General features: G+C 63.0%; 17 protein-coding genes and 4 tRNA genes. 20 read left to right on the plus strand and 1 reads right to left on the minus strand.

What is annotated here, in order from left to right; all coding sequences use genetic code 11:
* Positions 1–338 precede the first annotated feature (338 nt).
* From LDO27_RS22920 to rpoC, 13 genes are all read left to right on the plus strand, one after another.
* Positions 339–424: transfer RNA gene (locus LDO27_RS22920), tRNA-Tyr, on the plus strand.
* Between the two features lie 52 nt (positions 425–476).
* Positions 477–550, plus strand: a tRNA-Gly gene (locus LDO27_RS22925).
* Between the two features lie 39 nt (positions 551–589).
* Positions 590–664, plus strand: a tRNA-Thr gene (locus LDO27_RS22930).
* Positions 665–707: 43 nt separating this feature from the next.
* Positions 708–1898 carry an elongation factor Tu gene (tuf, locus tag LDO27_RS22935; protein ID WP_224044175.1) on the plus strand — a complete coding sequence of 397 codons (1191 nt, stop codon included), beginning with the start codon at positions 708–710 and terminating at the stop codon, positions 1896–1898.
* Between the two features lie 84 nt (positions 1899–1982).
* Positions 1983–2058 (plus strand) — tRNA-Trp (locus tag LDO27_RS22940).
* Between the two features lie 59 nt (positions 2059–2117).
* Positions 2118–2498, plus strand: coding sequence for a preprotein translocase subunit SecE (gene secE / locus LDO27_RS22945; protein ID WP_222209715.1), 381 nt, complete (start codon positions 2118–2120; stop codon positions 2496–2498).
* A gap of 10 nt (positions 2499–2508) precedes the next feature.
* Positions 2509–3090, plus strand: coding sequence for a transcription termination/antitermination protein NusG (nusG, locus tag LDO27_RS22950; protein WP_224044177.1), 582 nt, complete (start codon positions 2509–2511; stop codon positions 3088–3090).
* A 172-nt stretch (positions 3091–3262) separates the two neighbouring features.
* On the plus strand, positions 3263–3694 hold the full coding sequence (gene rplK, locus LDO27_RS22955) for a 50S ribosomal protein L11 (RefSeq protein ID WP_222209711.1): 432 nt from the start codon (positions 3263–3265) through the stop codon (positions 3692–3694).
* Positions 3695–4390 (plus strand): 50S ribosomal protein L1, encoded by a 696-nt coding sequence (gene rplA, locus LDO27_RS22960; RefSeq protein WP_222209709.1) that lies wholly within the window; start codon positions 3695–3697, stop codon positions 4388–4390.
* A 418-nt stretch (positions 4391–4808) separates the two neighbouring features.
* Positions 4809–5330, plus strand: coding sequence for a 50S ribosomal protein L10 (rplJ, locus tag LDO27_RS22965; RefSeq protein WP_222209707.1), 522 nt, complete (start codon positions 4809–4811; stop codon positions 5328–5330).
* A 57-nt stretch (positions 5331–5387) separates the two neighbouring features.
* Entirely contained in the window at positions 5388–5762 is a 375-nt protein-coding gene (rplL, locus tag LDO27_RS22970; protein ID WP_222209705.1) for a 50S ribosomal protein L7/L12, read from the plus strand.
* A 431-nt stretch (positions 5763–6193) separates the two neighbouring features.
* Positions 6194–10300: a DNA-directed RNA polymerase subunit beta gene (gene rpoB, locus LDO27_RS22975; RefSeq protein ID WP_222209703.1), complete on the plus strand. Its 4107-nt coding sequence runs from the start codon at positions 6194–6196 to the stop codon at positions 10298–10300.
* A 115-nt stretch (positions 10301–10415) separates the two neighbouring features.
* Positions 10416–14666: a DNA-directed RNA polymerase subunit beta' gene (gene rpoC, locus LDO27_RS22980; protein WP_222209701.1), complete on the plus strand. Its 4251-nt coding sequence runs from the start codon at positions 10416–10418 to the stop codon at positions 14664–14666.
* 116 nt (positions 14667–14782) lie between these two features.
* Here the strand turns inward: rpoC and LDO27_RS22985 are convergent, their stop codons facing one another.
* Positions 14783–15211, minus strand: coding sequence for a hypothetical protein (locus tag LDO27_RS22985; protein ID WP_224044180.1), 429 nt, complete (start codon positions 15209–15211; stop codon positions 14783–14785).
* Positions 15212–15539: 328 nt separating this feature from the next.
* Between LDO27_RS22985 and recQ the strand changes: the two genes are divergently transcribed.
* The 7 genes from recQ to rplC all read left to right on the plus strand — a co-directional run bounded on the left by recQ (position 15540) and on the right by rplC (position 23680).
* Positions 15540–17387: a DNA helicase RecQ gene (gene recQ, locus LDO27_RS22990; RefSeq protein WP_224044181.1), complete on the plus strand. Its 1848-nt coding sequence runs from the start codon at positions 15540–15542 to the stop codon at positions 17385–17387.
* Between the two features lie 351 nt (positions 17388–17738).
* The gene (gene rpsL / locus LDO27_RS22995) at positions 17739–18116 is read left to right on the plus strand and encodes a 30S ribosomal protein S12 (RefSeq protein ID WP_222209694.1); all 378 of its coding nucleotides are present in this window, start codon (positions 17739–17741) and stop codon (positions 18114–18116) included.
* A 219-nt stretch (positions 18117–18335) separates the two neighbouring features.
* The gene (gene rpsG, locus LDO27_RS23000; RefSeq protein ID WP_222209692.1) at positions 18336–18806 is read left to right on the plus strand and encodes a 30S ribosomal protein S7; all 471 of its coding nucleotides are present in this window, start codon (positions 18336–18338) and stop codon (positions 18804–18806) included.
* A gap of 116 nt (positions 18807–18922) precedes the next feature.
* Positions 18923–21031 carry an elongation factor G gene (gene fusA / locus LDO27_RS23005; RefSeq protein WP_222209690.1) on the plus strand — a complete coding sequence of 703 codons (2109 nt, stop codon included), beginning with the start codon at positions 18923–18925 and terminating at the stop codon, positions 21029–21031.
* A 79-nt stretch (positions 21032–21110) separates the two neighbouring features.
* Complete coding sequence (gene tuf / locus LDO27_RS23010) at positions 21111–22301, plus strand: elongation factor Tu (RefSeq protein WP_224044175.1); 1191 nt, start codon at positions 21111–21113, stop codon at positions 22299–22301.
* Between the two features lie 81 nt (positions 22302–22382).
* Positions 22383–22691 carry a 30S ribosomal protein S10 gene (gene rpsJ / locus LDO27_RS23015; RefSeq protein ID WP_006576248.1) on the plus strand — a complete coding sequence of 103 codons (309 nt, stop codon included), beginning with the start codon at positions 22383–22385 and terminating at the stop codon, positions 22689–22691.
* A 332-nt stretch (positions 22692–23023) separates the two neighbouring features.
* Positions 23024–23680 carry a 50S ribosomal protein L3 gene (gene rplC / locus LDO27_RS23020; RefSeq protein ID WP_222209761.1) on the plus strand — a complete coding sequence of 219 codons (657 nt, stop codon included), beginning with the start codon at positions 23024–23026 and terminating at the stop codon, positions 23678–23680.

Genomic DNA, 23680 nt, shown 5'->3' on the forward strand with positions numbered 1-23680 from the left:
ACGACTTCGCGCCGATGATAGTGCGGACTACCCGTGTGAAAGTAGGTCATCGCCAGGCTCTTATTCCCAGAACACCCCAGCCCTCAAAGCTGGGGTGTTTTGCTTTGGGCGGCCCGCCATCGCCGGGTGCTCCAAGCGCGGCTTGGATGGCGCCAGAGGCGCGCCAGGCGGCCCCTATAGGGTAGGAGGACATGTTTCGCAATGTCCTGCGATATGGCGCATGGCGCGGTCCCTGGAGGCCGCGGAATGGCGCGGCAGCAAGGGGTTTCCGGTACAGAAGTAAGGCCGAAAATGCTTGACCTGCCTAGCCAGTTGCCCCATAATCGCAAGTTCTCTGCGGAGAGGTGCCCGAGTGGCTAAAGGGGGCAGACTGTAAATCTGTTGGCTTACGCCTACGTTGGTTCGAATCCAACCCTCTCCACCAGAATGCAAAAGCAGCAGTAATCCGGCGAGTGTCGGTGAAGTGAAGTAACCGGGCGGGTGTAGCTCAATGGTAGAGCAGAAGCCTTCCAAGCTTACGACGAGGGTTCGATTCCCTTCACCCGCTCCAGAGCACGGATTGCTGTTCAAGTCGTACACATCAAGTTTCGCCCATGTGGCTCAGTGGTAGAGCACTCCCTTGGTAAGGGAGAGGTCGGCAGTTCGATCCTGCCCATGGGCACCAAATACCGCACTGGCAATATCGCTACCGAGACAGGAGTCGCGAAATGGCAAAGGAAAAGTTCGAGCGGACTAAGCCGCACGTGAACGTTGGCACGATTGGTCACGTTGACCATGGCAAGACGACGCTGACGGCGGCGATCGCGACGGTGCTGGCAGCGAAGTTTGGCGGTTCGGCCAAGAAGTACGACGAGATCGACGCAGCGCCGGAAGAGAAGGCACGCGGTATTACCATCAACACCGCGCACGTGGAATACGAAACGGCTAACCGCCACTACGCCCACGTCGACTGCCCGGGCCACGCTGACTATGTGAAGAACATGATCACGGGCGCCGCACAGATGGACGGCGCCATCCTCGTGTGCTCGGCCGCTGACGGCCCGATGCCGCAAACGCGCGAGCACATCCTGCTGGCCCGTCAGGTGGGCGTGCCCTACATCATCGTGTTCCTGAACAAGTGCGACATGGTGGACGACGCCGAGCTGCTCGAGCTGGTGGAAATGGAAGTGCGCGAGCTGCTCTCGAAGTACGAGTTCCCCGGCGACGACACCCCGATCATCAAGGGTTCGGCCAAGCTGGCGCTCGAAGGCGACAAGGGCGACCTGGGTGAAGTGGCCATCATGAACCTGGCCGAAGCGCTGGACACCTACATCCCGACGCCGGAGCGCGCCGTGGACGGTACGTTCCTGATGCCGGTCGAAGACGTGTTCTCGATCTCGGGTCGTGGCACGGTGGTGACCGGCCGTATCGAGCGCGGCATCATCAAGGTCGGCGAAGAAATCGAAATCGTGGGCATCCGCCCGACGGTCAAGACCACCTGCACCGGCGTGGAAATGTTCCGCAAGCTGCTGGACCAGGGCCAGGCTGGCGACAACGTGGGCCTGCTGCTGCGCGGTACCAAGCGCGAAGACGTCGAGCGTGGCCAGGTGCTGTGCAAGCCGGGTTCGATCAAGCCGCACACGCACTTCACCGGCGAGGTCTACATCCTGTCGAAGGACGAAGGCGGCCGTCACACCCCGTTCTTCAACAACTACCGTCCGCAGTTCTACTTCCGTACGACCGACGTGACCGGCTCGATCGAGCTGCCGAAGGACAAGGAAATGGTCATGCCCGGTGACAACGTGTCGATCACCGTCAAGCTGATCGCCCCGATCGCCATGGAAGAAGGCCTGCGCTTCGCTATCCGCGAAGGCGGCCGTACCGTCGGCGCCGGCGTCGTTGCCAAGATCCTGGATTAATCCGGATCGATAGCGGGCGCAACACCAACCGGTTGCGCTCGTTGCCAGAGGGGTTGGCGTCATCGCCGACCCCGAAGTTGTTTTAGGGGTATAGCTCAACTGGCAGAGCGTCGGTCTCCAAAACCGAAGGTTGGGGGTTCGATTCCCTCTGCCCCTGCCAATTCAATCAGCCGCGTCGCGAGAATCCATCGTGACGCGGCTTAGTCTCGTTTGCGAAACATGGCCAATCCCAATGTAGAAACCGTCAACGCTTCCAGTGGCAAGTGGCTGCTGGGCGTCGCCGTGCTGCTGGTGATTGCCGGTGTCGTCGGATTCTATGCCCTCGCCCAGCAGCCGTCCTACGTGCGTGGCGCGGCGCTGCTCGGTGGCATTGTGCTCGGTGTGATCGTCGCCCTGGTGTCTGCTCCGGGCAGGGAATTCGTAGGGTTCTCCAAGGAATCCTATCGGGAAGTCCGCAAGGTCGTTTGGCCGACCCGAAAAGAAGCCGGACAGATGACGGGCCTGGTGTTCGTCTTCGTCGTCGTGATGGCGCTCTTCCTGTGGTCGGCCGACAAGCTCATCGAGTGGGTGATTTTCTCGCTCGTGCTGGGCTGGAAATAAGGGGCAAGACATGACGGACAACGTACAGCAAGACACCGCGGCACCGCAGTCGCCTCCTTCGAAGAAGCGCTGGTATGTGGTTCATGCCTACTCCGGCATGGAGAAGAGCGTGCAGCGCGCGCTGCAGGAGCGCATCGAGCGCGCCGAGATGCAGGACAAGTTCGGACGCATCCTGGTGCCGTCCGAAGAAGTGGTGGAAATCAAGGGCGGCCAGAAGGCCGTTACCGAGCGTCGTTTCTTCCCCGGCTATGTGCTCGTGGAAATGGAAATGACCGACGAAACGTGGCACTTGGTGAAGAACACCAGCAAGGTCACCGGTTTCGTGGGCGGTGCGCGTAACCGTCCGAGCCCGATTTCCCAGAAGGAAGTCGACAAGATCATGACGCAGATGCAGGAAGGCGTCGAGAAGCCGCGTCCGAAGACGCTGTTCGAAGTAGGCGAAATGGTGCGTGTCAAGGACGGCCCGTTCACCGACTTCAACGGCAATGTCGAGGAAGTGAACTACGAGAAATCGCGCCTGCGCGTGTCGGTCACGATCTTCGGTCGTGCCACCCCGGTCGAGCTCGAGTTCGGCCAGGTCGAGAAGGTTTGAGGTTGTAGCAGTTTCGTCCGGCCAGGCCCAGCGATGGGCGGGGTCGGCGACGGTTCTCCCGAAGGGGCGGACCACAAGAGGAGCGTGAGGTCGCCGCCGAGAGGCACGACGCCAGCGCGTTACCACTCAACAGGATCGTCTCCGCGCAGGAGCGGTCTGGATTGGAGTCAAAATGGCCAAGAAGATTATTGGCTTTATCAAGCTGCAAATTCCGGCTGGTAAAGCAAATCCCTCCCCGCCCGTGGGCCCTGCACTGGGTCAGCGCGGTCTGAACATCATGGAGTTCTGCAAGGCGTTCAACGCGCAGACCCAAGGTATGGAACCCGGTCTGCCGGTGCCGGTGGTGATCACCGCCTTCGCCGACAAGAGCTTCACCTTCGTGATGAAGTCGCCGCCGGCAACCGTGCTGATCAAGAAGGCCGCCGGTATCACCAAGGGTTCGGCGAAGCCCCACACCGACAAGGTCGGTTCGATCACCCGCGCCCAGGCTGAAGACATCGCCAAGGCAAAGAACGCCGATCTGACGGCTGCCGACCTGGACGCAGCAGTGCGCACCATCGCCGGTTCCGCACGTTCGATGGGCATCACCGTGGAGGGTGTGTAAATGGCTAAGGTTTCCAAGCGCGTTGCCGCCAACAAGGCGAAGATCGAGCGCACCAAGTTCTACCCGATCGACGAGGCCCTGGGCCTGGTGAAGGAATGCGCGTCGGCCAAGTTCGACGAGTCGATCGACGTCGCCGTCCAACTGGGCATCGACGCCAAGAAGTCGGACCAGGTCGTTCGTGGCTCCGTGGTGCTGCCCGCCGGTACCGGCAAGTCGGTCCGCGTGGCCGTGTTCGCCCAGGGCGACAAGGCCGAGGCTGCCAAGGCCGCCGGTGCCGACATCGTCGGCATGGAAGATCTGGCCGAGCAAGTGAAGGCCGGCAATCTGAACTTCGACGTGGTGATCGCCTCGCCGGACACGATGCGTATCGTCGGTACGCTGGGCCAGATCCTCGGCCCGCGCGGCCTGATGCCGAACCCGAAGGTTGGCACCGTGACCCCGGACGTGGCCCAGGCCGTGAAGAACGCCAAGGCCGGTCAGGTTCAGTTCCGTGTCGACAAGGCCGGTATCATCCACGCCACCATCGGCCGCCGCTCGTTCGATGACGCCGCGCTCAAGAGCAACCTGGCCGCGCTGATCGACGCGCTGGTCAAGTCGAAGCCGGCCACCAGCAAGGGCGTGTACCTGCGCAAGGTCGCCGTGTCGTCGACCATGGGCGTTGGCGTCCGCGTGGACCAGACCTCGCTGTCGGCCTAAGCCGCGGCGTATCGCAATACGTTGGCCGGACCCGATAACGCCGGCCAGTGAAGAATTGAAGTCCTGAACAGTTTTCAGGATGGCTCCGGAACGTGGGCACATGCCAGAGCGGCAGTGGCGGCGTGACGAGAGACAAGGCTTTGGGCAGTGGTGCGAGGGAGACGACAGTCGCCGTGCACTGCTGGTTATCAAAGACCGCTGGCGGTCACGCGATCGAAACGAGATCGCGCGGCCTTAATCGGCGGGATGTCACGGCAACGTGGTGACGTGTCCCGGCGGCCAGCGCAGATGGCGAACCCGAAGGATTGAAGAATCCGGAGCGTGCTCCGGGTGATTCGGGCCGATCGGACGCCGTTCGTTTGGACTGATGCAGGGTCCCGGGATCAACCCGGAAACCGCATCGTTTTGGAGCTTAACCGTGCCACTGAATATTGAAGATAAGAAGGCCGTCGTTGCTGAGGTGTCGGCGCAAGTCGCTCAAGCCCAGACCATCGTCGTCGCCGAATATCGCGGCATCACGGTTGGCGATCTGACCAAGCTGCGTGCTACCGCCCGCCAGCAAGGCGTCTACCTGCGCGTTCTGAAGAACACGCTGGCTCGCCGCGCTGTGGAAGGTACCCCGTTTGCAGGCCTCGCGGAGCAAATGACTGGCCCGCTGATCTACGGTATTTCCGCAGATGCAGTGTCGCCCGCCAAGGTTCTGAACGACTTTGCCAAGACCAACGACAAGTTGGTTCTGCGTGCAGCGTCGTACGACGGCAAGGTGCTCGATGCTAACGCCGTCAAGGCGCTGGCCTCGATCCCGAGCCGCGACGAACTGATTGCTCAGCTGCTTGGCGTGATGCAGGCACCGGTGTCGGGCTTCGCCCGTCTGCTGGCCGCCCTGTCCGCCAAGAAGAGCGAAGGTGCCCCCGCTGAAAGCGAAGGCGCCGCGGCCTGACGGCCGGCTTGTACCGATCGCATTACCGATACCGAATCACATCTAGGAGTAATCCAAATGGCAATCAGCAAAGACGACATCCTCGAAGCCGTAGGCTCGATGTCCGTGATGGAACTGAACGACCTGGTCAAGGCGTTCGAAGAGAAGTTTGGCGTGTCCGCCGCAGCGATGGCCGTGGCCGCCGCTCCGGGCGCTGGCGGTGCTGCCGCTGCCGAAGAGCAAACCGAGTTCAACGTTGTGCTGGCTGAAGTCGGCGCGAACAAGGTTGGCGTCATCAAGGCAGTGCGCGAAATCACCGGCCTGGGCCTGAAGGAAGCCAAGGACCTGGTGGACGGCGCTCCGAAGGCTGTCAAGGAAGGCGTCGACAAGGCTGCCGCCGAGGAAGCCAAGAAGAAGCTGGAAGACGCCGGCGCGAAGGTCGAAGTCAAGTAAGCAGGTTTCGCGTGCCCTCGCGGCACGCGGAGGGGGCTGGCAAAGGGGAAATCCCGGCGCCAGCCTTTTTGCGCTTTAGTGCGGTGTGTTTTAGAAAACACTCCGGCTCGCGCAAGTGGCGAGTAATATACGCGGACTACCAGTATTTACGGTCGCCGCAGCAGAAGCTAAACATCAGTGGCACACTAAACGGTTGCTGATGTTTGTCTTCTGAACCGACTGCAGAAGACAAGTTTGGTCGGGTGTCCCCGAGCCGGGCGTGGCGCGAATGCGTGAGCATTCGCCGGACTGCGCAGGCTCGCACCGTGCGGGCACCGTCAGCCAGAGGTTGGTAGCGGCCAACCGCCAAATATCCTCCCCAGTCGCTGAACACCTCAGGCGCCGGCCGATTTTAGGCAGTCCAGCCAGCCCTGCGATGATTCGGAGATCCCATGGCGTACAGCTTCACCGAAAAGAAGCGCATTCGCAAAAGCTTTGCGAAGCGCGCGACGGTTCACCAGGTTCCATTCCTGCTTGCGACCCAGATCGAATCCTACACCCAGTTTCTGCAAGCAGATACGCCAACCTCGCGTCGCAAGAGCGAGGGCCTGCAAGCGGCCTTCAACGCAATCTTCCCGATTGTGTCGCACAACGGCCTCGCCCGTATGGAGTTCGTCTCCTACCACCTTTCCAACCCGCCGTTCGACGTCAAGGAGTGTCAACAGCGTGGCCTGACCTTCCATTCGGCCCTGCGCGCCAAGGTCCGCCTGATCATCAACGATCGCGAGAACCCGGGCAAGGTCAAGGAAGTGAAGGAACAGGAAGTCTACATGGGCGAGATTCCGCTCATGACCTCGACCGGTTCCTTCGTGATCAACGGCACCGAGCGCGTCATCGTGTCCCAGCTGCACCGTTCGCCGGGCGTGTTCTTCGAACACGACAAGGGCAAGACGCACAGCTCGGGCAAGCTGCTGTTCTCGGCCCGGATCATTCCCTACCGCGGTTCGTGGCTCGATTTCGAGTTCGACCCGAAGGACATCCTGTACTTCCGTGTCGACCGTCGCCGCAAGATGCCGGTCACGATCCTGTTGAAGTCGATCGGCCTGACGCCGGAACAGATCCTCGCGCACTTCTTCGTGTTCGATAACTTCACGCTGCAGTCCGAAGGCGCGCAGCTGGAGTTCGTGCCCGAGCGCCTGCGCGGCGAAGTCGCGCGCTTCGACATCGCCGACAAGGACGGCCGTGTCGTGGTCGAGAAGGACAAGCGGATCAACGCCAAGCACATCCGCGATCTGGACAACGCCGGCACCAAGCTGATCAGCGTGCCGGAAGACTATCTGCTCGGCCGCGTGCTGGCCAAGAACATCATCGACCCGGACACGGGCGAGGTGATCGCCAACGCCAACGACGAGCTGACCGAGACGCTGCTGGAAAACCTGCGCGAAGCCGGTGTCAAGCAGATCCAGACGCTGTACACGAACGACCTGGACCAGGGTCCGTACATGTCGCAGACCCTGCGCGTGGACGACACCGCCGACCAGACCGCCGCGCGTATCGCGATCTACCGCATGATGCGCCCGGGCGAGCCGCCGACCGAAGACGCCGTGGAAGCGCTGTTCCAGCGCCTGTTCTACAGCGAGGAGTCGTACGACCTGTCCCGCGTTGGCCGCATGAAGGTCAACAGCCGTCTGGGCCGCCCGAGCGGCGAAGGCAGCATGGTGCTGCAGGACGAGGACATCCTCGAGACCATCAAGATCCTGGTCAACCTGCGCAACGGCAAGGGCGAGGTCGATGACATCGATCACCTGGGCAACCGTCGCGTGCGCTGCGTCGGCGAACTGGCGGAAAACCAGTTCCGCGCCGGCCTGTCGCGTGTCGAGCGCGCGGTGAAGGAACGTCTTGGCCAGGCCGAGACGGAAAACCTGATGCCGCACGACCTGATCAACTCGAAACCGATTTCGTCGGCGATTCGCGAGTTCTTCGGTTCGTCGCAGCTGTCGCAGTTCATGGACCAGACCAACCCGCTGTCGGAAATCACGCACAAGCGCCGCGTTTCCGCACTGGGCCCGGGCGGCCTGACGCGCGAGCGCGCCGGCTTCGAAGTCCGCGACGTGCACCCGACCCACTATGGCCGCGTGTGCCCGATCGAAACGCCGGAAGGTCCGAACATCGGTCTGATCAACTCGCTGGCACTGTACGCCCGCCTGAACGAGTACGGCTTCCTGGAAACCCCGTACCGCAAGGTCGAGAACGGCAAGCTGACCGACCAGGTCGACTACCTGTCCGCGATCGAGGAAGGCAAGTACGTGGTGGCCCAGGCCAACGCGACGGTCGATGCCGACGGCAACCTGATCGACGAACTGGTCTCCGCCCGTGAAGGCAGCGAGCGTGAAACCCGTATGGTCACGCCCGACCGGGTGCAGTACATCGACGTGGCGCCGTCGCAGATCGTGTCGGCCGCTGCCTCGCTGGTGCCGTTCCTCGAGCACGACGATGCGAACCGTGCACTGATGGGCGCGAACATGCAGCGCCAGGCCGTGCCTTGCCTGCGTCCGGACAAGCCGCTGGTCGGCACCGGCATCGAGCGTACCGTCGCGGTCGACTCGGGCACCGCCGTGCAGGCGACCCGTGGCGGCGTGGTGGACTACGTCGATGCGATGCGTATCGTGATCCGGGTGAACGACGACGAAGCCGTGGCCGGTGAAGTCGGCGTGGACATCTACAACCTGATCAAGTACACGCGTTCGAACCAGAACACCAACATCAACCAGCGTCCGATGGTGAAGGTCGGCGACATCGTGGCCCGCGGCGACGTGATCGCCGACGGCGCCTCGACCGATCTGGGCGAGCTCGCGCTCGGCCAGAACATGCTGGTCGCGTTCATGCCGTGGAACGGCTACAACTTCGAAGATTCGATCCTGATCTCCGAACGCGTGGTCGCCGAAGACCGCTACACCTCGATCCACATCGAGGAACTGTCGGTCGTCGCGCGCGACACCAAGCTGGGACCGGAAGAAATCACGCGCGATATCTCGAACCTGGCCGAAGCGCAACTGGCGCGTCTGGACGAGTCGGGCATCACGTACATCGGCGCGGAAGTCGAAGCGGGCGACGTGCTGGTGGGCAAGGTCACGCCCAAGGGCGAGACCCAGCTGACGCCGGAAGAGAAGCTGCTGCGCGCGATCTTCGGCGAAAAGGCCTCGGACGTGAAGGACACCTCGCTGCGCGTGCCCTCGGGCCAGAGCGGCATCGTGATCGACGTGCAGGTCTTCACCCGCGAAGGCGTGGTCCGCGACAAGCGCGCCCAGTCCATCATCGACGATGAACTGAAGCGCTATCGCCTGGACCTGAACGACCAGCTGCGTATCGTGGAAGGCGATGCGTTCCAGCGTCTGGAGCGTCTGCTGCTGGACAAGACCGTCAACGGCGGTCCGAAGAAGCTGGCCAAGGGCGCGAAGCTGACCAAGGAGTACCTGGACGATCTGGACAAGTACCACTGGTTCGACATCCGTCCGGCCGACGAGGAAGTCGCAGCCCAGCTCGAAGCCGTCAAGGAATCGATCGAGCAGAAGCGCCACGAGTTCGACCTCGCGTTCGAAGAGAAGCGCAAGAAGCTGACGCAGGGCGACGAGCTGCCCCCGGGCGTGATCAAGATGGTCAAGGTGTACCTGGCCGTCAAGCGCCGCCTGCAGCCTGGCGACAAGATGGCAGGCCGTCACGGTAACAAGGGCGTGGTGTCGAAAATCGTGCCGATCGAGGACATGCCGTACATGGCGGACGGTACGCCGGCCGACATCGTGCTGAACCCGCTGGGCGTGCCGTCGCGGATGAACGTGGGTCAGATTCTCGAGACCCACCTGGGTTGGGCCGCGCGCGGTCTGGGCCAGCGCATCGGCGACATGCTCAAGGCACAGGCCAAGGCGCAGGAACTGCGCACGCTGCTCGCGCAGATCTACAACGAGAGCGGCAAGGCCGAAGACCTGGACAGCCTGTCGGACGCCGAAGTGCTGGAGCTGGCCAACAACCTGAAGAAGGGCGTGCCCTTCGCGACGCCGGTGTTCGATGGCGCGCACGAGCAGGAGATCAAGCGCATGCTGGATCTGGCCTATCCGGACGAGGTGGCCAAGGAGAAGGGCCTGACCGCTTCCAAGCAGCAGGTCACGCTGTTCGACGGCCGCACCGGCGAGGCGTTCGAGCGTCCGGTGACGCTGGGCGTGATGCACATGCTCAAGCTGCATCACCTGGTCGACGACAAGATGCACGCGCGTTCGACCGGTCCGTACTCGCTCGTGACCCAGCAGCCGCTGGGCGGCAAGGCGCAGTTCGGTGGCCAGCGTTTCGGTGAGATGGAAGTGTGGGCGCTCGAAGCCTACGGCGCATCGTACGTGTTGCAGGAAATGCTGACGGTGAAGTCCGATGACGTGAATGGTCGTACCAAGGTGTACGAAAACATCGTCAAGGGCGAGCACTCGATCGATGCCGGCATGCCGGAGTCGTTCAACGTGCTGGTGAAGGAAATCCGCTCGCTGGGTATCGACATCGACCTCGATCGCTATTGATCGGCGTCGTGCGGCGGGCGGGGGCGTAGCGCCCGTCCGCGCCAGCGAAGGGTTTCCCACAGAATGAATGCCAGCGGCCGGAAATTCCCGGCCGGTGGCGAAACAAGGAGTTGCAATGAAAGCATTGCTCGATCTCTTTAAGCAGGTTCAGCAGGAAGAGCAGTTCGACGCGATCAAGATCGGTCTGGCCTCGCCGGAGAAGATCCGCTCGTGGTCGTACGGCGAAGTGAAGAAGCCGGAAACGATCAACTACCGCACGTTCAAGCCCGAGCGCGATGGCCTGTTCTGCGCCAAGATCTTTGGCCCGATCAAGGACTACGAGTGCCTGTGCGGCAAGTACAAGCGCCTGAAGCACCGTGGCGTGATCTGCGAGAAGTGCGGCGTCGAAGTGACGCTGGCCAAGGTGCGCCGCGAGCGCATGGGCCATATCGAACTGGCTGCGCCGACCGCGCATATCTGGTTCCTGAAGTCGCTGCCGTCGCGTCTGGGCATGGTGCTCGACATGACGCTGCGCGACATCGAGCGCGTGCTGTACTTCGAAGCGTTCGTGGTGCTCGAACCCGGCATGACCCCGCTCAAGAAGAGCCAGATCATGTCCGAGGACGACTACATCGCGAAGTGCGACGAGTACGGCGAGGGCGAGTTCGTCGCCATGATGGGTGCCGAGGGCATCCGTGAACTGCTGCGCGGCATCGACATCGAGAAGCAGATCGAACAGATCCGCGCCGAGCTGCAGGCCACGGGTTCGGAAGCCAAGATCAAGAAGTACGCCAAGCGCCTGAAGGTGCTCGAGGCCTTCCAGCGTTCGGGCATCAAGCCCGAGTGGATGATCCTCGAGGTGCTGCCGGTGCTGCCGCCCGAGCTGCGCCCGCTGGTGCCGCTGGACGGCGGCCGCTTCGCGACCTCGGACCTGAACGACCTGTATCGCCGCGTCATCAACCGTAACAACCGTCTGAAGCGCCTGCTCGAGCTGAAGGCCCCTGAAATCATCGTGCGCAACGAAAAGCGCATGCTGCAGGAAGCCGTCGACTCGCTGCTGGACAACGGTCGTCGCGGCAAGGCCATGACGGGCGCCAACAAGCGTCCGCTGAAGTCCCTGGCCGAAATGATCAAGGGCAAGGGCGGTCGTTTCCGTCAGAACCTGCTGGGCAAGCGCGTGGACTACTCGGGCCGTTCGGTCATCGTGGTGGGCCCGACGCTGAAGCTGCACCAGTGCGGCCTGCCCAAGCTGATGGCGCTCGAACTGTTCAAGCCGTTCATCTTCCACAAGCTGGAAACGATGGGCATCGCCACCACGATCAAGGCGGCGAAGAAGGAAGTGGAAAGCCAGACGCCGGTGGTGTGGGACATCCTCGAAGAGGTGATCCGCGAGCACCCGGTGATGCTGAACCGTGCGCCGACGCTGCACCGCCTGGGTATCCAGGCGTTCGAGCCGGTGCTGATCGAAGGCAAGGCCATCCAGCTGCATCCGCTGGTCTGCGCGGCATTCAACGCCGACTTCGACGGTGACCAGATGGCCGTCCACGTGCCGCTGTCGCTGGAAGCGCAGATGGAAGCCCGCACGCTGATGCTGGCCTCCAACAACGTGCTGTTCCCGGCCAACGGCGATCCGTCGATCGTGCCGTCGCAGGACGTGGTGCTGGGTCTGTACTACACGACCCGCGACAAGATCAACGGCAAGGGTGAAGGCATGACCTTCGCCGACGTCAGCGAAGTGCTGCGCGCCTACGAAAACAAGGAAGTCGAACTGGCTTCCCGCGTGAACGTGCGTATCACCGAGTATGAAGTCGTGAACCCGGAAGCCGACGGCGACGCGCGTTTCGCGCCGAAGATCACGCTGCAGGCCACCACGGTCGGCCGCGCGATCCTGTCCGAGATCCTGCCCAAGGGCCTGCCTTTCTCGGTGCTGAACAAGCCCCTGAAGAAGAAGGAAATCTCGCGCCTGATCAACACCGCGTTCCGCAAGTGCGGCCTGCGCGAGACGGTGATCTTCGCCGACAAGCTGCTGCAGTCGGGCTTCCGCCTGGCCACGCGCGCCGGTATCTCGATCGCGATCGACGACATGCTGGTGCCGCCGCAGAAGGAAAAGATCATCGCCGACGCGGCCGCGAAGGTGAAGGAATACGACAAGCAGTACATGTCGGGTCTGGTGACGGACCAGGAGCGCTACAACAACGTCGTGGACATCTGGGGCGCCGCCGGCGACCAGGTGGGCAAGGCGATGATGGAGCAGCTGCAGCACGAGGACACGGTCGACCGCGACGGCAACAACGTCAAGCAGGAATCGTTCAACTCGATCTACATGATGGCCGACTCGGGTGCGCGTGGCTCCGCCGCGCAGATCCGCCAGCTGGCCGGCATGCGGGGCCTGATGGCCAAGCCGGATGGCTCGATCATCGAAACGCCGATTACGGCGAACTTCCGTGAAGGCCTGAACGTTCTGCAGTACTTCATCTCGACTCACGGCGCCCGTAAGGGCCTGGCCGATACGGCACTGAAGACCGCGAACTCGGGTTACCTGACCCGTCGTCTGGTCGACGTGACGCAGGATCTGGTCGTGGTGGAAGACGATTGCGGCACGACCAACGGCGTGGCCATGAAGGCTCTCGTCGAAGGTGGTGAAGTCATCGAAGCGCTGCGCGACCGTATCCTGGGCCGCGTGACGGTCAGCGACGTGATCAACCCCGAGACGCAGGAAACCGCGATCGAGGCCGGCACGCTGCTGGACGAAGATCTGGTCGAGATGATCGACGCGATCGGCGTGGACGAAGTCAAGGTGCGCACCCCGCTGTCGTGCGACACGCGCTACGGCCTGTGCGCCATGTGCTATGGCCGCGATCTGGGTCGCGGCGTGCTGGTGAACTCGGGCGAAGCGGTTGGTGTGATCGCCGCCCAGTCGATCGGCGAGCCGGGTACCCAGCTGACCATGCGTACGTTCCACATCGGTGGCGCGGCATCGCGTGCGGCGGTGGCATCGAGCGTGGAAGCGAAGGCAACCGGTATCGTGCGTTTCACGGCGACGATGCGTTACGTCACCAATGCGAAGGGCGAGCTGATCGTCATCTCGCGTTCGGGCGAGGCGCTGATCACCGACGACCACGGCCGCGAGCGCGAGCGCCACAAGATCCCGTACGGCGCCACGCTGCTGGTGCAGGACGGCCAGTCGATCAAGGCCGGCACGCAACTGGCCACCTGGGACGCGCTGACTCGTCCGATCGTGTCGGAGTACTCCGGTACGACCAAGTTCGAGAACGTGGAAGAAGGCGTGACCGTCGCCAAGCAGATGGACGAGGTGACCGGTCTGTCGACCCTCGTGGTCATCGACGCGAAGCGCCGCACGGCTGCCACCAAGGGTCTGCGCCCGCAGGTGAAGCTGCTCGACGCCAACGGCCAGGAAGTGAAGATCCCGGGCACGGACCATTCCGTGACCATCGGCTTCCAGGTCGGCGCGCTGATCACCGTGAAGGACGGCCAGCAGGTGCACGTGGGTGAAGTGCTCGCGCGTATCCCGACCGAGTCGCAGAAGACCCGTGACATTACCGGTGGTCTGCCGCGCGTGGCCGAGCTGTTCGAAGCGCGTTCGCCGAAGGACGCCGCCGTGCTGGCGGAAGTCACCGGCACGACGTCGTTCGGCAAGGACACCAAGGGCAAGCAGCGTCTGGTCATTACCGACCTCGACGGCAATGCGCACGAGTTCCTGATCGCCAAGGAAAAGCAGGTGCTGGTCCACGACGGTCAAGTGGTGAACAAGGGCGAGATGATCGTGGAAGGTCCGGCGGACCCGCACGACATCCTGCGCCTGAAGGGCATCGAGGAGCTGGCGCACTACATCGTCGACGAAGTGCAGGACGTGTACCGTCTGCAGGGCGTGAAGATCAACGACAAGCACATCGAAGTGATTGTTCGTCAGATGCTGCGCCGCGTGCAGATCGCCGATGTGGGCGACACCAAGTTCATCCCGGGTGAACAGGTGGAGCGCTCGGAGCTGCTGGACGAAAACGACCGCGTGATCGCGGAAGGCAAGCGTCCGGCAACCTACGAGAACCTGCTGCTCGGTATTACCAAGGCGTCGCTGTCGACCGACAGCTTCATCTCGGCGGCATCGTTCCAGGAAACGACGCGCGTGCTGACCGAGGCCGCGATCATGGGCAAGACCGACGACCTGCGTGGTCTGAAGGAAAACGTGATCGTGGGTCGTCTGATCCCGGCCGGTACCGGCCTCGCCTACCACCGCGCCCGCAAGGCGCGCGAGGCGGCGGAGCGCGAACGCGCCCAGGCGATCTCCGAAGAAGAGCAGTCGCTCTTCATGGAGCCGTCCGAAGTGCATGCCACCACCGAAAACGGTGGCGACCTGCCGGCGGTGTAAGCCAGTCGTTGTCGTAAAAGTGAATGCCCGGAGCGGGGAACCGCTCCGGGCATTTTTTTTTGTGACTGCAATCCGGCCGCGGGGCTGACGCCGGCGGCGCGGGGCGCCGGCCCGACTTACACGTAAGCGCGTGCACCGACGGTCGCCGTGGCCGCCGGCTGCGGGAATGCCGTGCCGTCCAGGCTCGCCACCGCCTGCCTGTCGCGGGTCTTCAGGATCAGCTCGGCGAGCTGACCGTACTCGCGCCAGCCCAGCTTTTCTCCATGCTGCTTCAGGAAGGCGTCGATCGGGACGCCGGCCGCCCGGAGAGACTTGATATCGGAATCGCTCAGCGTTTCCACTTCATAGCGTCCGGTCTGCTTCGACAGGGCCTCCAGCTCGCCCGACTTCTGGCGGTAGTACTTTTCGGCGGCAAACAGGTCGAGGTCGCCGGGGCCCTGCGCGGCGGCAGTCAGCGGGCTGGCCGCGTCGACGCACGGATGCTGCGGAGACTGTGCGAGCGGGTGGGCGTGATGGTCGTTATGGGATACGGGTGAGACGAACATGCAAAAACTCCAAGGATCTTGAATCGCGATTGATGGCGCAACGATTGCGCGGCGCCATCTTCGCCTTGGCATGGCGGACATGTCTTGCGGTTTCCTGGGCTGAGTTTTGATTCTCGAAGTAATCGATTCGGCGGCATGAAGCGATGGTCGAAATTCGCAAGTTCTCAATCCGCAGTCGTGATACGGCAAAGACCCGATGGCGCAACGGACGTGAACGTGTGAATCGGCGCGATCGGTAACGAATCGTCCTCGTGCGCAGTGGTATGGTTACGCCTTTCCCGGTACCCTGCCGTCCTTCGACACCTTCGTTGCCCTCGCTGTAACCCCTATGCCGCATGCGCTGACCATCCTCAAGGATGTCTTTGGCTACCACGCCTTCCGTGGCCGCCAGGCGGAAATCATCGACCATGTCGCCGCTGGCGGCGACTGCCTCGTGCTGATGCCCACCGGCGGCGGCAAGTCGCTGTGCTACCAGATTCCCGCGCTGCTGCGCCAGCAGGCGGGCCACGGCACAGGCATTGTCGTGTCGCCGCTGATCGCGCTGATGCAGGACCAGGTCGCCGCGCTGACCGAGGCCGGCGTGCGGGCGGCGGTGCTCAATTCCACGCTGAGCGGCGCGGATGCCGCGTCAGTGGAGCGCGATCTGCTCGCCGGGCGCCTGGACATCCTGTACGTCGCGCCCGAGCGGCTGATGACTCCGCGCTTCCAGGATCTGCTCGGACGGGCTCGCATCGGCCTGTTCGCCATCGACGAGGCACACTGCGTGTCGCAGTGGGGCCACGACTTCCGTCCGGAATACATCCAGTTGTCCGTGCTGCACGAGCGCTTCCCGCACGTGCCGCGCATCGCGCTGACCGCCACCGCCGATGCGGTGACGCGCGACGAGATCGTCGAGCGCCTGGCGCTGGATGAGGCGCGCATCTTCGTATCGAGCTTCGACCGGCCCAATATCCGCTACCGGATCGTCGAGAAGGACAACGCGCGGCAGCAGTTGCTCGCCTTCATCAAGGCGGAGCACATGGGCGCCAACGGTACCCATGACAGCGGCATCGTCTATTGCCTGTCGCGCCGCAAGGTGGAAGAGACGGCGAGCTGGCTCTCCGGCCACGGCATCAACGCGCTGCCGTATCACGCGGGCATGGACGCCGCGGTGCGGCAGCAGCACCAGGCGCGCTTTCGGCAGGAGGAGGGCATCGTGATGGTGGCGACCATCGCGTTCGGCATGGGCATCGACAAGCCGGACGTGCGTTTCGTCGCCCATCTGGATCTGCCCAAGAGCATGGAGGGCTATTACCAGGAGACCGGCCGCGCCGGCCGCGATGGCCTTCCGGCGAATGCGTGGATGGCCTATGGCCTGGGCGACGTGGTGCAGCAGAAACGCATGATCGACGAGTCGGACGCCGACGAGGCGCACAAGCGCGTGTCGTCCGCCAAGCTCGACGCACTGCTCGGGCTGTGCGAGACGGCCGGTTGCCGCCGCGTGCGCATCCTCGCCTATTTCGACGAGCCCAGCGAGCCCTGCGGCAACTGCGACACCTGCCTCGAGCCCCCGGCCACCTGGGACGGCACGCGCGAGGCGCAGATGGCGCTTTCCTGCGTCTATCGCACCGCACAGGCCAGCCGCGTGCATTTCGGCGCCAGCCACCTGATCGACGTGCTGCGCGGCAATGCCTCCGAAAAGGTGCGCCAGTGGGGCCACGACAAGGTGTCCACGTTCGGCATCGGCGCCGATCGGTCGATCTCCGAGTGGCATGCCATCTTCCGCCAGTTGATCGCCCATGGCCTGCTGGTCATCGACCATGGCGGGCACGGGGCGCTGCTGCTGGGCGATTCCGCCCGGGCGGTGCTGAAGGGGGAGGCGCAGATCACCCTGCGCCGGCAGGCCAGCAAGCCGGCCAGGTCCGGAGACCGGGCGGCCCGCGGCAATCGGCCCGACCACACCGCCAATATGGACGCGGACGCGCTGGCAAACTGGGAAGCGTTGCGCCGTTGGCGGACGCAGGCGGCGCGCGAGCACGGGGTGCCGGCCTACGTCATCTTCCACGACGCGACGCTCGCCGAACTCGCCCGCAGCGGCGCGGACTCCCTGGACGACCTGGCGGAAGTCCCCGGTATCGGCGCGGCCAAGCTGGAGCGCTACGGCGAGGAGATTCTCGAAACGCTGCGTGGCGCCTAGTGCGCTCGCCACCGCCCGCCGCCTCGCACCGGGCGGTTCTCCGTTCGGGGCGGCTTGACCGTTGCGTAAACCGCTGCTAGCATGCCGGATTCGAGTTTTTGGCTTCGGATTCGCTCGCCTGTCGGTTTCGTGTGCCCTGGTGCCCCGATCGACATGACCCCGGCGGCCCCAGACAGGGTGCAAGATCGCCGCAGCGCATCCCAAGCGAGCTCTCGCTCTTTGGCAAGTCTGTCCGTCACAGGTCCGTCCCAGAGCGTCCGCTCACTACTCCCGCCCAAAATTCGTCGTTGCCTTTTCGGCTGTTATTGATGCCGAGGAGGTGTTTTTCTGTAAAACCAAGTGGATTGAACAATGCCAACTATCAACCAACTGGTTCGCAAGCCGCGCGTCTCTGAAGTCGTAAAGAGCAAGAGCCCCGCGCTTGAGAACTGCCCCCAGCGTCGCGGCGTGTGCACCCGTGTGTACACCACGACGCCGAAGAAGCCGAACTCGGCACTGCGTAAGGTCGCCAAGGTGCGTCTGACCAACGGTTTCGAGGTCATCTCGTATATCGGCGGTGAAGGCCACAACGTGCAGGAACACTCGGTCGTGCTGATCCGCGGCGGCCGTGTGAAGGACTTGCCGGGTGTGCGTTACCACATGGTGCGCGGCTCGCTTGACCTGCAAGGCGTCAAGGACCGTAAGCAAGCCCGTTCGAAGTACGGCGCGAAGCGCCCGAAGGCCGCCTAAGCAGGCTGCCGAACGGCGGTTGCGCAAGCAACCAGAACCGATGGCCGGTGGCGCGAAGCGTCATGGGGCTGTCACCAGGCGGCGGTACAACGGAGCTTTTTTGCGCCGTGCCGTCGAGTAAGTGGTCACCCGGCGAATTTGCTGTCAACGAGTGCAAGCTAGTTGGTGACCGGAGGGTGGAAAGAGAACCCGCTCTCAACTGAATCTAAAGGAATAGAGATGCCACGTCGTCGTGAAGTCCCCAAGCGGGAAATTCTGCCTGATCCGAAGTTCGGTAACGTCGAAGTTGCCAAGTTCATGAACGTGCTGATGCTGGACGGCAAGAAGTCGGTTGCCGAGCGCATCGTGTACGGCGCTTTCGACCAGATCGAAAAGAAGGCAGGCAAGGCCCCCATCGAAGTCTTCTCCGTTGCGATCAACAACGTGAAGCCGGTGGTGGAAGTGAAGAGCCGTCGCGTGGGCGGTGCAAATTACCAGGTTCCGGTCGAAGTTCGTCCGTCGCGTCGTTTGGCATTGGCGATGCGGTGGCTGCGCGAGGCCGCGAAGAAGCGCAGCGAGAAGTCGATGGCGCAGCGCCTGGCTGGTGAACTGATGGAAGCCGCCGAAGGCCGCGGCGGCGCGATGAAGAAGCGCGAAGACGTGCACCGCATGGCCGACGCCAACAAGGCGTTCTCGCACTTCCGCTTCTAAAGCGCGCGAGCTACGCAGTTGGTTGCCGGGCGGGCTGTGTTTTACACATCTCGCCCGTTTGTGTTAGGGGCGCGGCCGAAGAGCGGCCGGCGCCTCATGGACGATAGAGGATTAAAGTGGCTCGTAAGACTCCCATTGAGCGCTACCGTAATATCGGTATTTCGGCTCACATTGACGCGGGAAAAACCACCACGACCGAGCGGATCCTGTTCTACACCGGTGTGAACCACAAGATCGGTGAAGTGCACGACGGCGCGGCCACCATGGACTGGATGGAGCAGGAGCAGGAGCGCGGCATCACCATCACGTCCGCTGCGACCACCGCCTTCTGGAAGGGCATGGCCGGCAACTACCCCGAGCACCGCTTCAACATCATCGACACCCCGGGCCACGTGGACTTCACCATCGAGGTGGAGCGTTCCATGCGCGTGCTGGACGGCGCCTGCATGGTGTACTGCGCCGTGGGTGGCGTGCAGCCGCAGTCGGAAACCGTCTGGCGTCAGGCCAACAAGTACGGCGTGCCGCGTCTGGCCTTCGTCAACAAGATGGACCGTACCGGCGCGAACTTCTTCAAGGTCTACGACCAGCTGAAGACCCGCCTGAAGGCCAACCCGGTGCCCGTGGTGGTGCCCATCGGCGCCGAGGACGGCTTCCAGGGCGTGGTCGACCTGCTGGAAATGAAGGCGATCATTTGGGACGAAGCCAGCCAGGGCGTGAAGTTCGAATACCAGGACATCCCGGCCGAACTGAAGGAAACCGCTGAAAAGTGGCGCGAGCAGATGGTCGAGTCCGCCGCCGAAGCCAGCGAAGAGCTGATGGAAAAGTACCTGGGCGGCGAAGAGCTGACCCGCGCCGAGATCGTCAAGGCGCTGCGTGACCGTACCATCGCCTGCGAAATCCAGCCGATGCTGTGCGGCACCGCGTTCAAGAACAAGGGCGTGCAGCGTATGCTCGACGCGGTGATCGACTTCCTGCCGTCGCCGGTCGATATTCCGCCGGTCAAGGGCGTGGACGAAAGCGACGACGAGAAGAAGCTCGAGCGCAAGGCCGACGACAACGAGAAGTTCTCGGCGCTGGCGTTCAAGATCATGACCGACCCGTTCGTCGGCCAGCTGATCTTCTTCCGCGTCTACTCGGGCAAGATCAATTCGGGCGACACGGTGTACAACCCGGTGAAGCAGAAGAAGGAGCGTCTGGGCCGTATTCTGCAGATGCACGCCAACCAGCGCGAAGAAATCAAGGAAGTGCTGGCGGGCGACATCGCCGCCGCGGTGGGCCTGAAGGACGCCACCACTGGCGACACGCTGTGCGATCCGGCGGCACCGATCGTGCTCGAGCGCATGGTGTTCCCGGAGCCCGTGATCTCGCAGGCTGTCGAGCCGAAGACCAAGGCCGACCAGGAAAAGATGGGCATCGCCCTGAACCGCCTGGCCGCCGAAGATCCGTCGTTCCGCGTGCGTACCGATGAAGAATCGGGTCAGACCATCATTTCGGGCATGGGCGAGCTTCACCTCGAAATTCTGGTCGACCGCATGAAGCGCGAATTCGGCGTGGAAGCCAACATCGGCGCGCCGCAGGTGGCCTACCGCGAAACCATCCGCAAGAAGGCCGAGGACGTCGAAGGCAAGTTCGTCAAGCAGTCGGGCGGCCGCGGCCAGTACGGCCACGCCGTGATCACGCTGGAGCCGCAGGAGCCGGGCAAGGGCTTCGAGTTCATCGACGCCATCAAGGGCGGTGTGATTCCTCGCGAATACATCCCGGCTGTCGAGAAGGGTATCGTCGACACGCTGCAGTCCGGTATTCTGGCGGGCTTCCCGGTGGTCGACGTGAAGGTGACGCTGACGTTCGGTTCGTACCACGACGTGGACTCGAACGAAAACGCGTTCCGCATGGCGGGTTCGATGGCTTTCAAGGAAGCCATGCGCAAGGCCAGCCCGGCTCTGCTCGAGCCGATGATGGCCGTGGAAGTGGAAACGCCGGAAGACTACACCGGTACCGTGATGGGCGACCTGTCGTCCCGCCGCGGCATCGTGCAGGGCATGGACGACATGGTGGGCGGTGGCAAGATCATCAAGGCCGAAGTCCCGCTGTCGGAAATGTTCGGTTATTCGACCGCGCTGCGTTCGGCCACGCAAGGCCGCGCCACCTACACCATGGAATTCAAGCACTACGCCGAGGCGCCGAAGAACATCGCCGAAGCAGTGATTGCGGCCAAGGGCAAGTAATTAGATGTATGCCGCCGGGCCCACGAGGGCGCGGCGGCGTGATGAATCGACAAGACTGCATTCCATTAGGAGCTGAAAAATGGCAAAGGAAAAGTTCGAGCGGACTAAGCCGCACGTGAACGTTGGCACGATTGGTCACGTTGACCATGGCAAGACGACGCTGACGGCGGCGATCGCGACGGTGCTGGCAGCGAAGTTTGGCGGTTCGGCCAAGAAGTACGACGAGATCGACGCAGCGCCGGAAGAGAAGGCACGCGGTATTACCATCAACACCGCGCACGTGGAATACGAAACGGCTAACCGCCACTACGCCCACGTCGACTGCCCGGGCCACGCTGACTATGTGAAGAACATGATCACGGGCGCCGCACAGATGGACGGCGCCATCCTCGTGTGCTCGGCCGCTGACGGCCCGATGCCGCAAACGCGCGAGCACATCCTGCTGGCCCGTCAGGTGGGCGTGCCCTACATCATCGTGTTCCTGAACAAGTGCGACATGGTGGACGACGCCGAGCTGCTCGAGCTGGTGGAAATGGAAGTGCGCGAGCTGCTCTCGAAGTACGAGTTCCCCGGCGACGACACCCCGATCATCAAGGGTTCGGCCAAGCTGGCGCTCGAAGGCGACAAGGGCGACCTGGGTGAAGTGGCCATCATGAACCTGGCCGAAGCGCTGGACACCTACATCCCGACGCCGGAGCGCGCCGTGGACGGTACGTTCCTGATGCCGGTCGAAGACGTGTTCTCGATCTCGGGTCGTGGCACGGTGGTGACCGGCCGTATCGAGCGCGGCATCATCAAGGTCGGCGAAGAAATCGAAATCGTGGGCATCCGCCCGACGGTCAAGACCACCTGCACCGGCGTGGAAATGTTCCGCAAGCTGCTGGACCAGGGCCAGGCTGGCGACAACGTGGGCCTGCTGCTGCGCGGTACCAAGCGCGAAGACGTCGAGCGTGGCCAGGTGCTGTGCAAGCCGGGTTCGATCAAGCCGCACACGCACTTCACCGGCGAGGTCTACATCCTGTCGAAGGACGAAGGCGGCCGTCACACCCCGTTCTTCAACAACTACCGTCCGCAGTTCTACTTCCGTACGACCGACGTGACCGGCTCGATCGAGCTGCCGAAGGACAAGGAAATGGTCATGCCCGGTGACAACGTGTCGATCACCGTCAAGCTGATCGCCCCGATCGCCATGGAAGAAGGCCTGCGCTTCGCTATCCGCGAAGGCGGCCGTACCGTCGGCGCCGGCGTCGTTGCCAAGATCCTGGACTAAGGCAACCTGCGGGGACATGCGCATACGCATGTCCCCTTACTTTCGGGCACGCGGTGCCCATCGCTCTTTTAAGGAAATATCATGCAGAACCAGAAGATCCGTATCCGCCTGAAGGCTTTCGACTATCGCCTGATCGACCAGTCGGCCGCCGAAATCGTGGATACCGCCAAGCGCACCGGCGCGATCGTCAAGGGCCCGGTGCCCCTGCCGACCCGCATCGAGCGCTTCGACATCCTGCGTTCGCCGCACGTCAACAAGACGAGCCGCGACCAGTTCGAGATTCGCACGCACCAGCGCCTGCTGGACATCGTCGACCCGTCGGAAAAGACCGTCGACGCGCTGATGAAGCTCGACCTGCCGGCCGGCGTGGATGTCGAGATCAAGGTGTAAGACATGATGTGCCGGGCCCGGCGACGGGCCCGTTGCAGCGGAACGGCGAACGCGAGTTCGCCGTTTTTCTTTGGTAGCAACGCACCGCGGCCACCGCGTGCGGCGTGCAAACCACGTCGCCACAATTTTCCCCAATTCGCAAGCAGAAAGCGCAGCGATGCAGTTGCTCTTTGGATATTGCTGCGATATAGTGTGCGGCTACCCGTTTACCTACGGGTATTGGGCTGGCCGCTTTGGCCGCGCGCGACTTTCAGCGCAAGCCCTCACACTGCAAACACAGTTTTCGTGTATCAATCAGCCCCGGCCAATCGCAGCTGGGAATGGAGCAAACCATGAGCCTTGGCCTTGTAGGTCGCAAGGTTGGCATGACCCGTATTTTCACGGACGACGGTGATTCGATTCCCGTTACCGTGATCGAGGTCGGCGACAACCGCGTGACGCAAATCAAGACGGACGACACCGACGGTTACACCGCGGTGCAAGTCACCTTCGGCGCCCGGCGCGCAAGCCGCGTCACCAAGCCGCTGGCGGGTCATCTCGCCAAAGCCGGCGTGGAAGCGGGCGAAGTCATCAAAGAATTCCGCGTGGATGCAGCCAAGGCTGCCGAACTGCAAGCTGGCGGTTCGCTCTCGGTCGACCTGTTCGAAGTCGGTCAGAAGATCGACGTCCAGGGCGTCACGATCGGTAAGGGCTACGCCGGTACCATCAAGCGCTACCACTTCGCATCGGGTCGTGCCACCCACGGTAACTCGCGTTCGCACAACGTGCCGGGTTCGATCGGTATGGCGCAGGATCCGGGCCGTGTGTTCCCCGGCAAGCGCATGACCGGCCACCTCGGTGATGTCACCCGTACCGTCCAGAACCTGGTGATCGCCAAGATCGACGCGGAGCGCAAGCTGCTGCTGGTCAAGGGTGCCATCCCCGGCTCCAAGGGCGGCAAGGTCATCGTTACCCCGGCCGTCAAGGCCAAAGTTGCCAAAGCGGCTTAA

The sequence above is a fragment of the Cupriavidus respiraculi genome, from assembly GCF_914271545.1.
In the GTDB taxonomy this organism is placed as follows: Bacteria; Pseudomonadota; Gammaproteobacteria; order Burkholderiales; family Burkholderiaceae; genus Cupriavidus; species Cupriavidus respiraculi.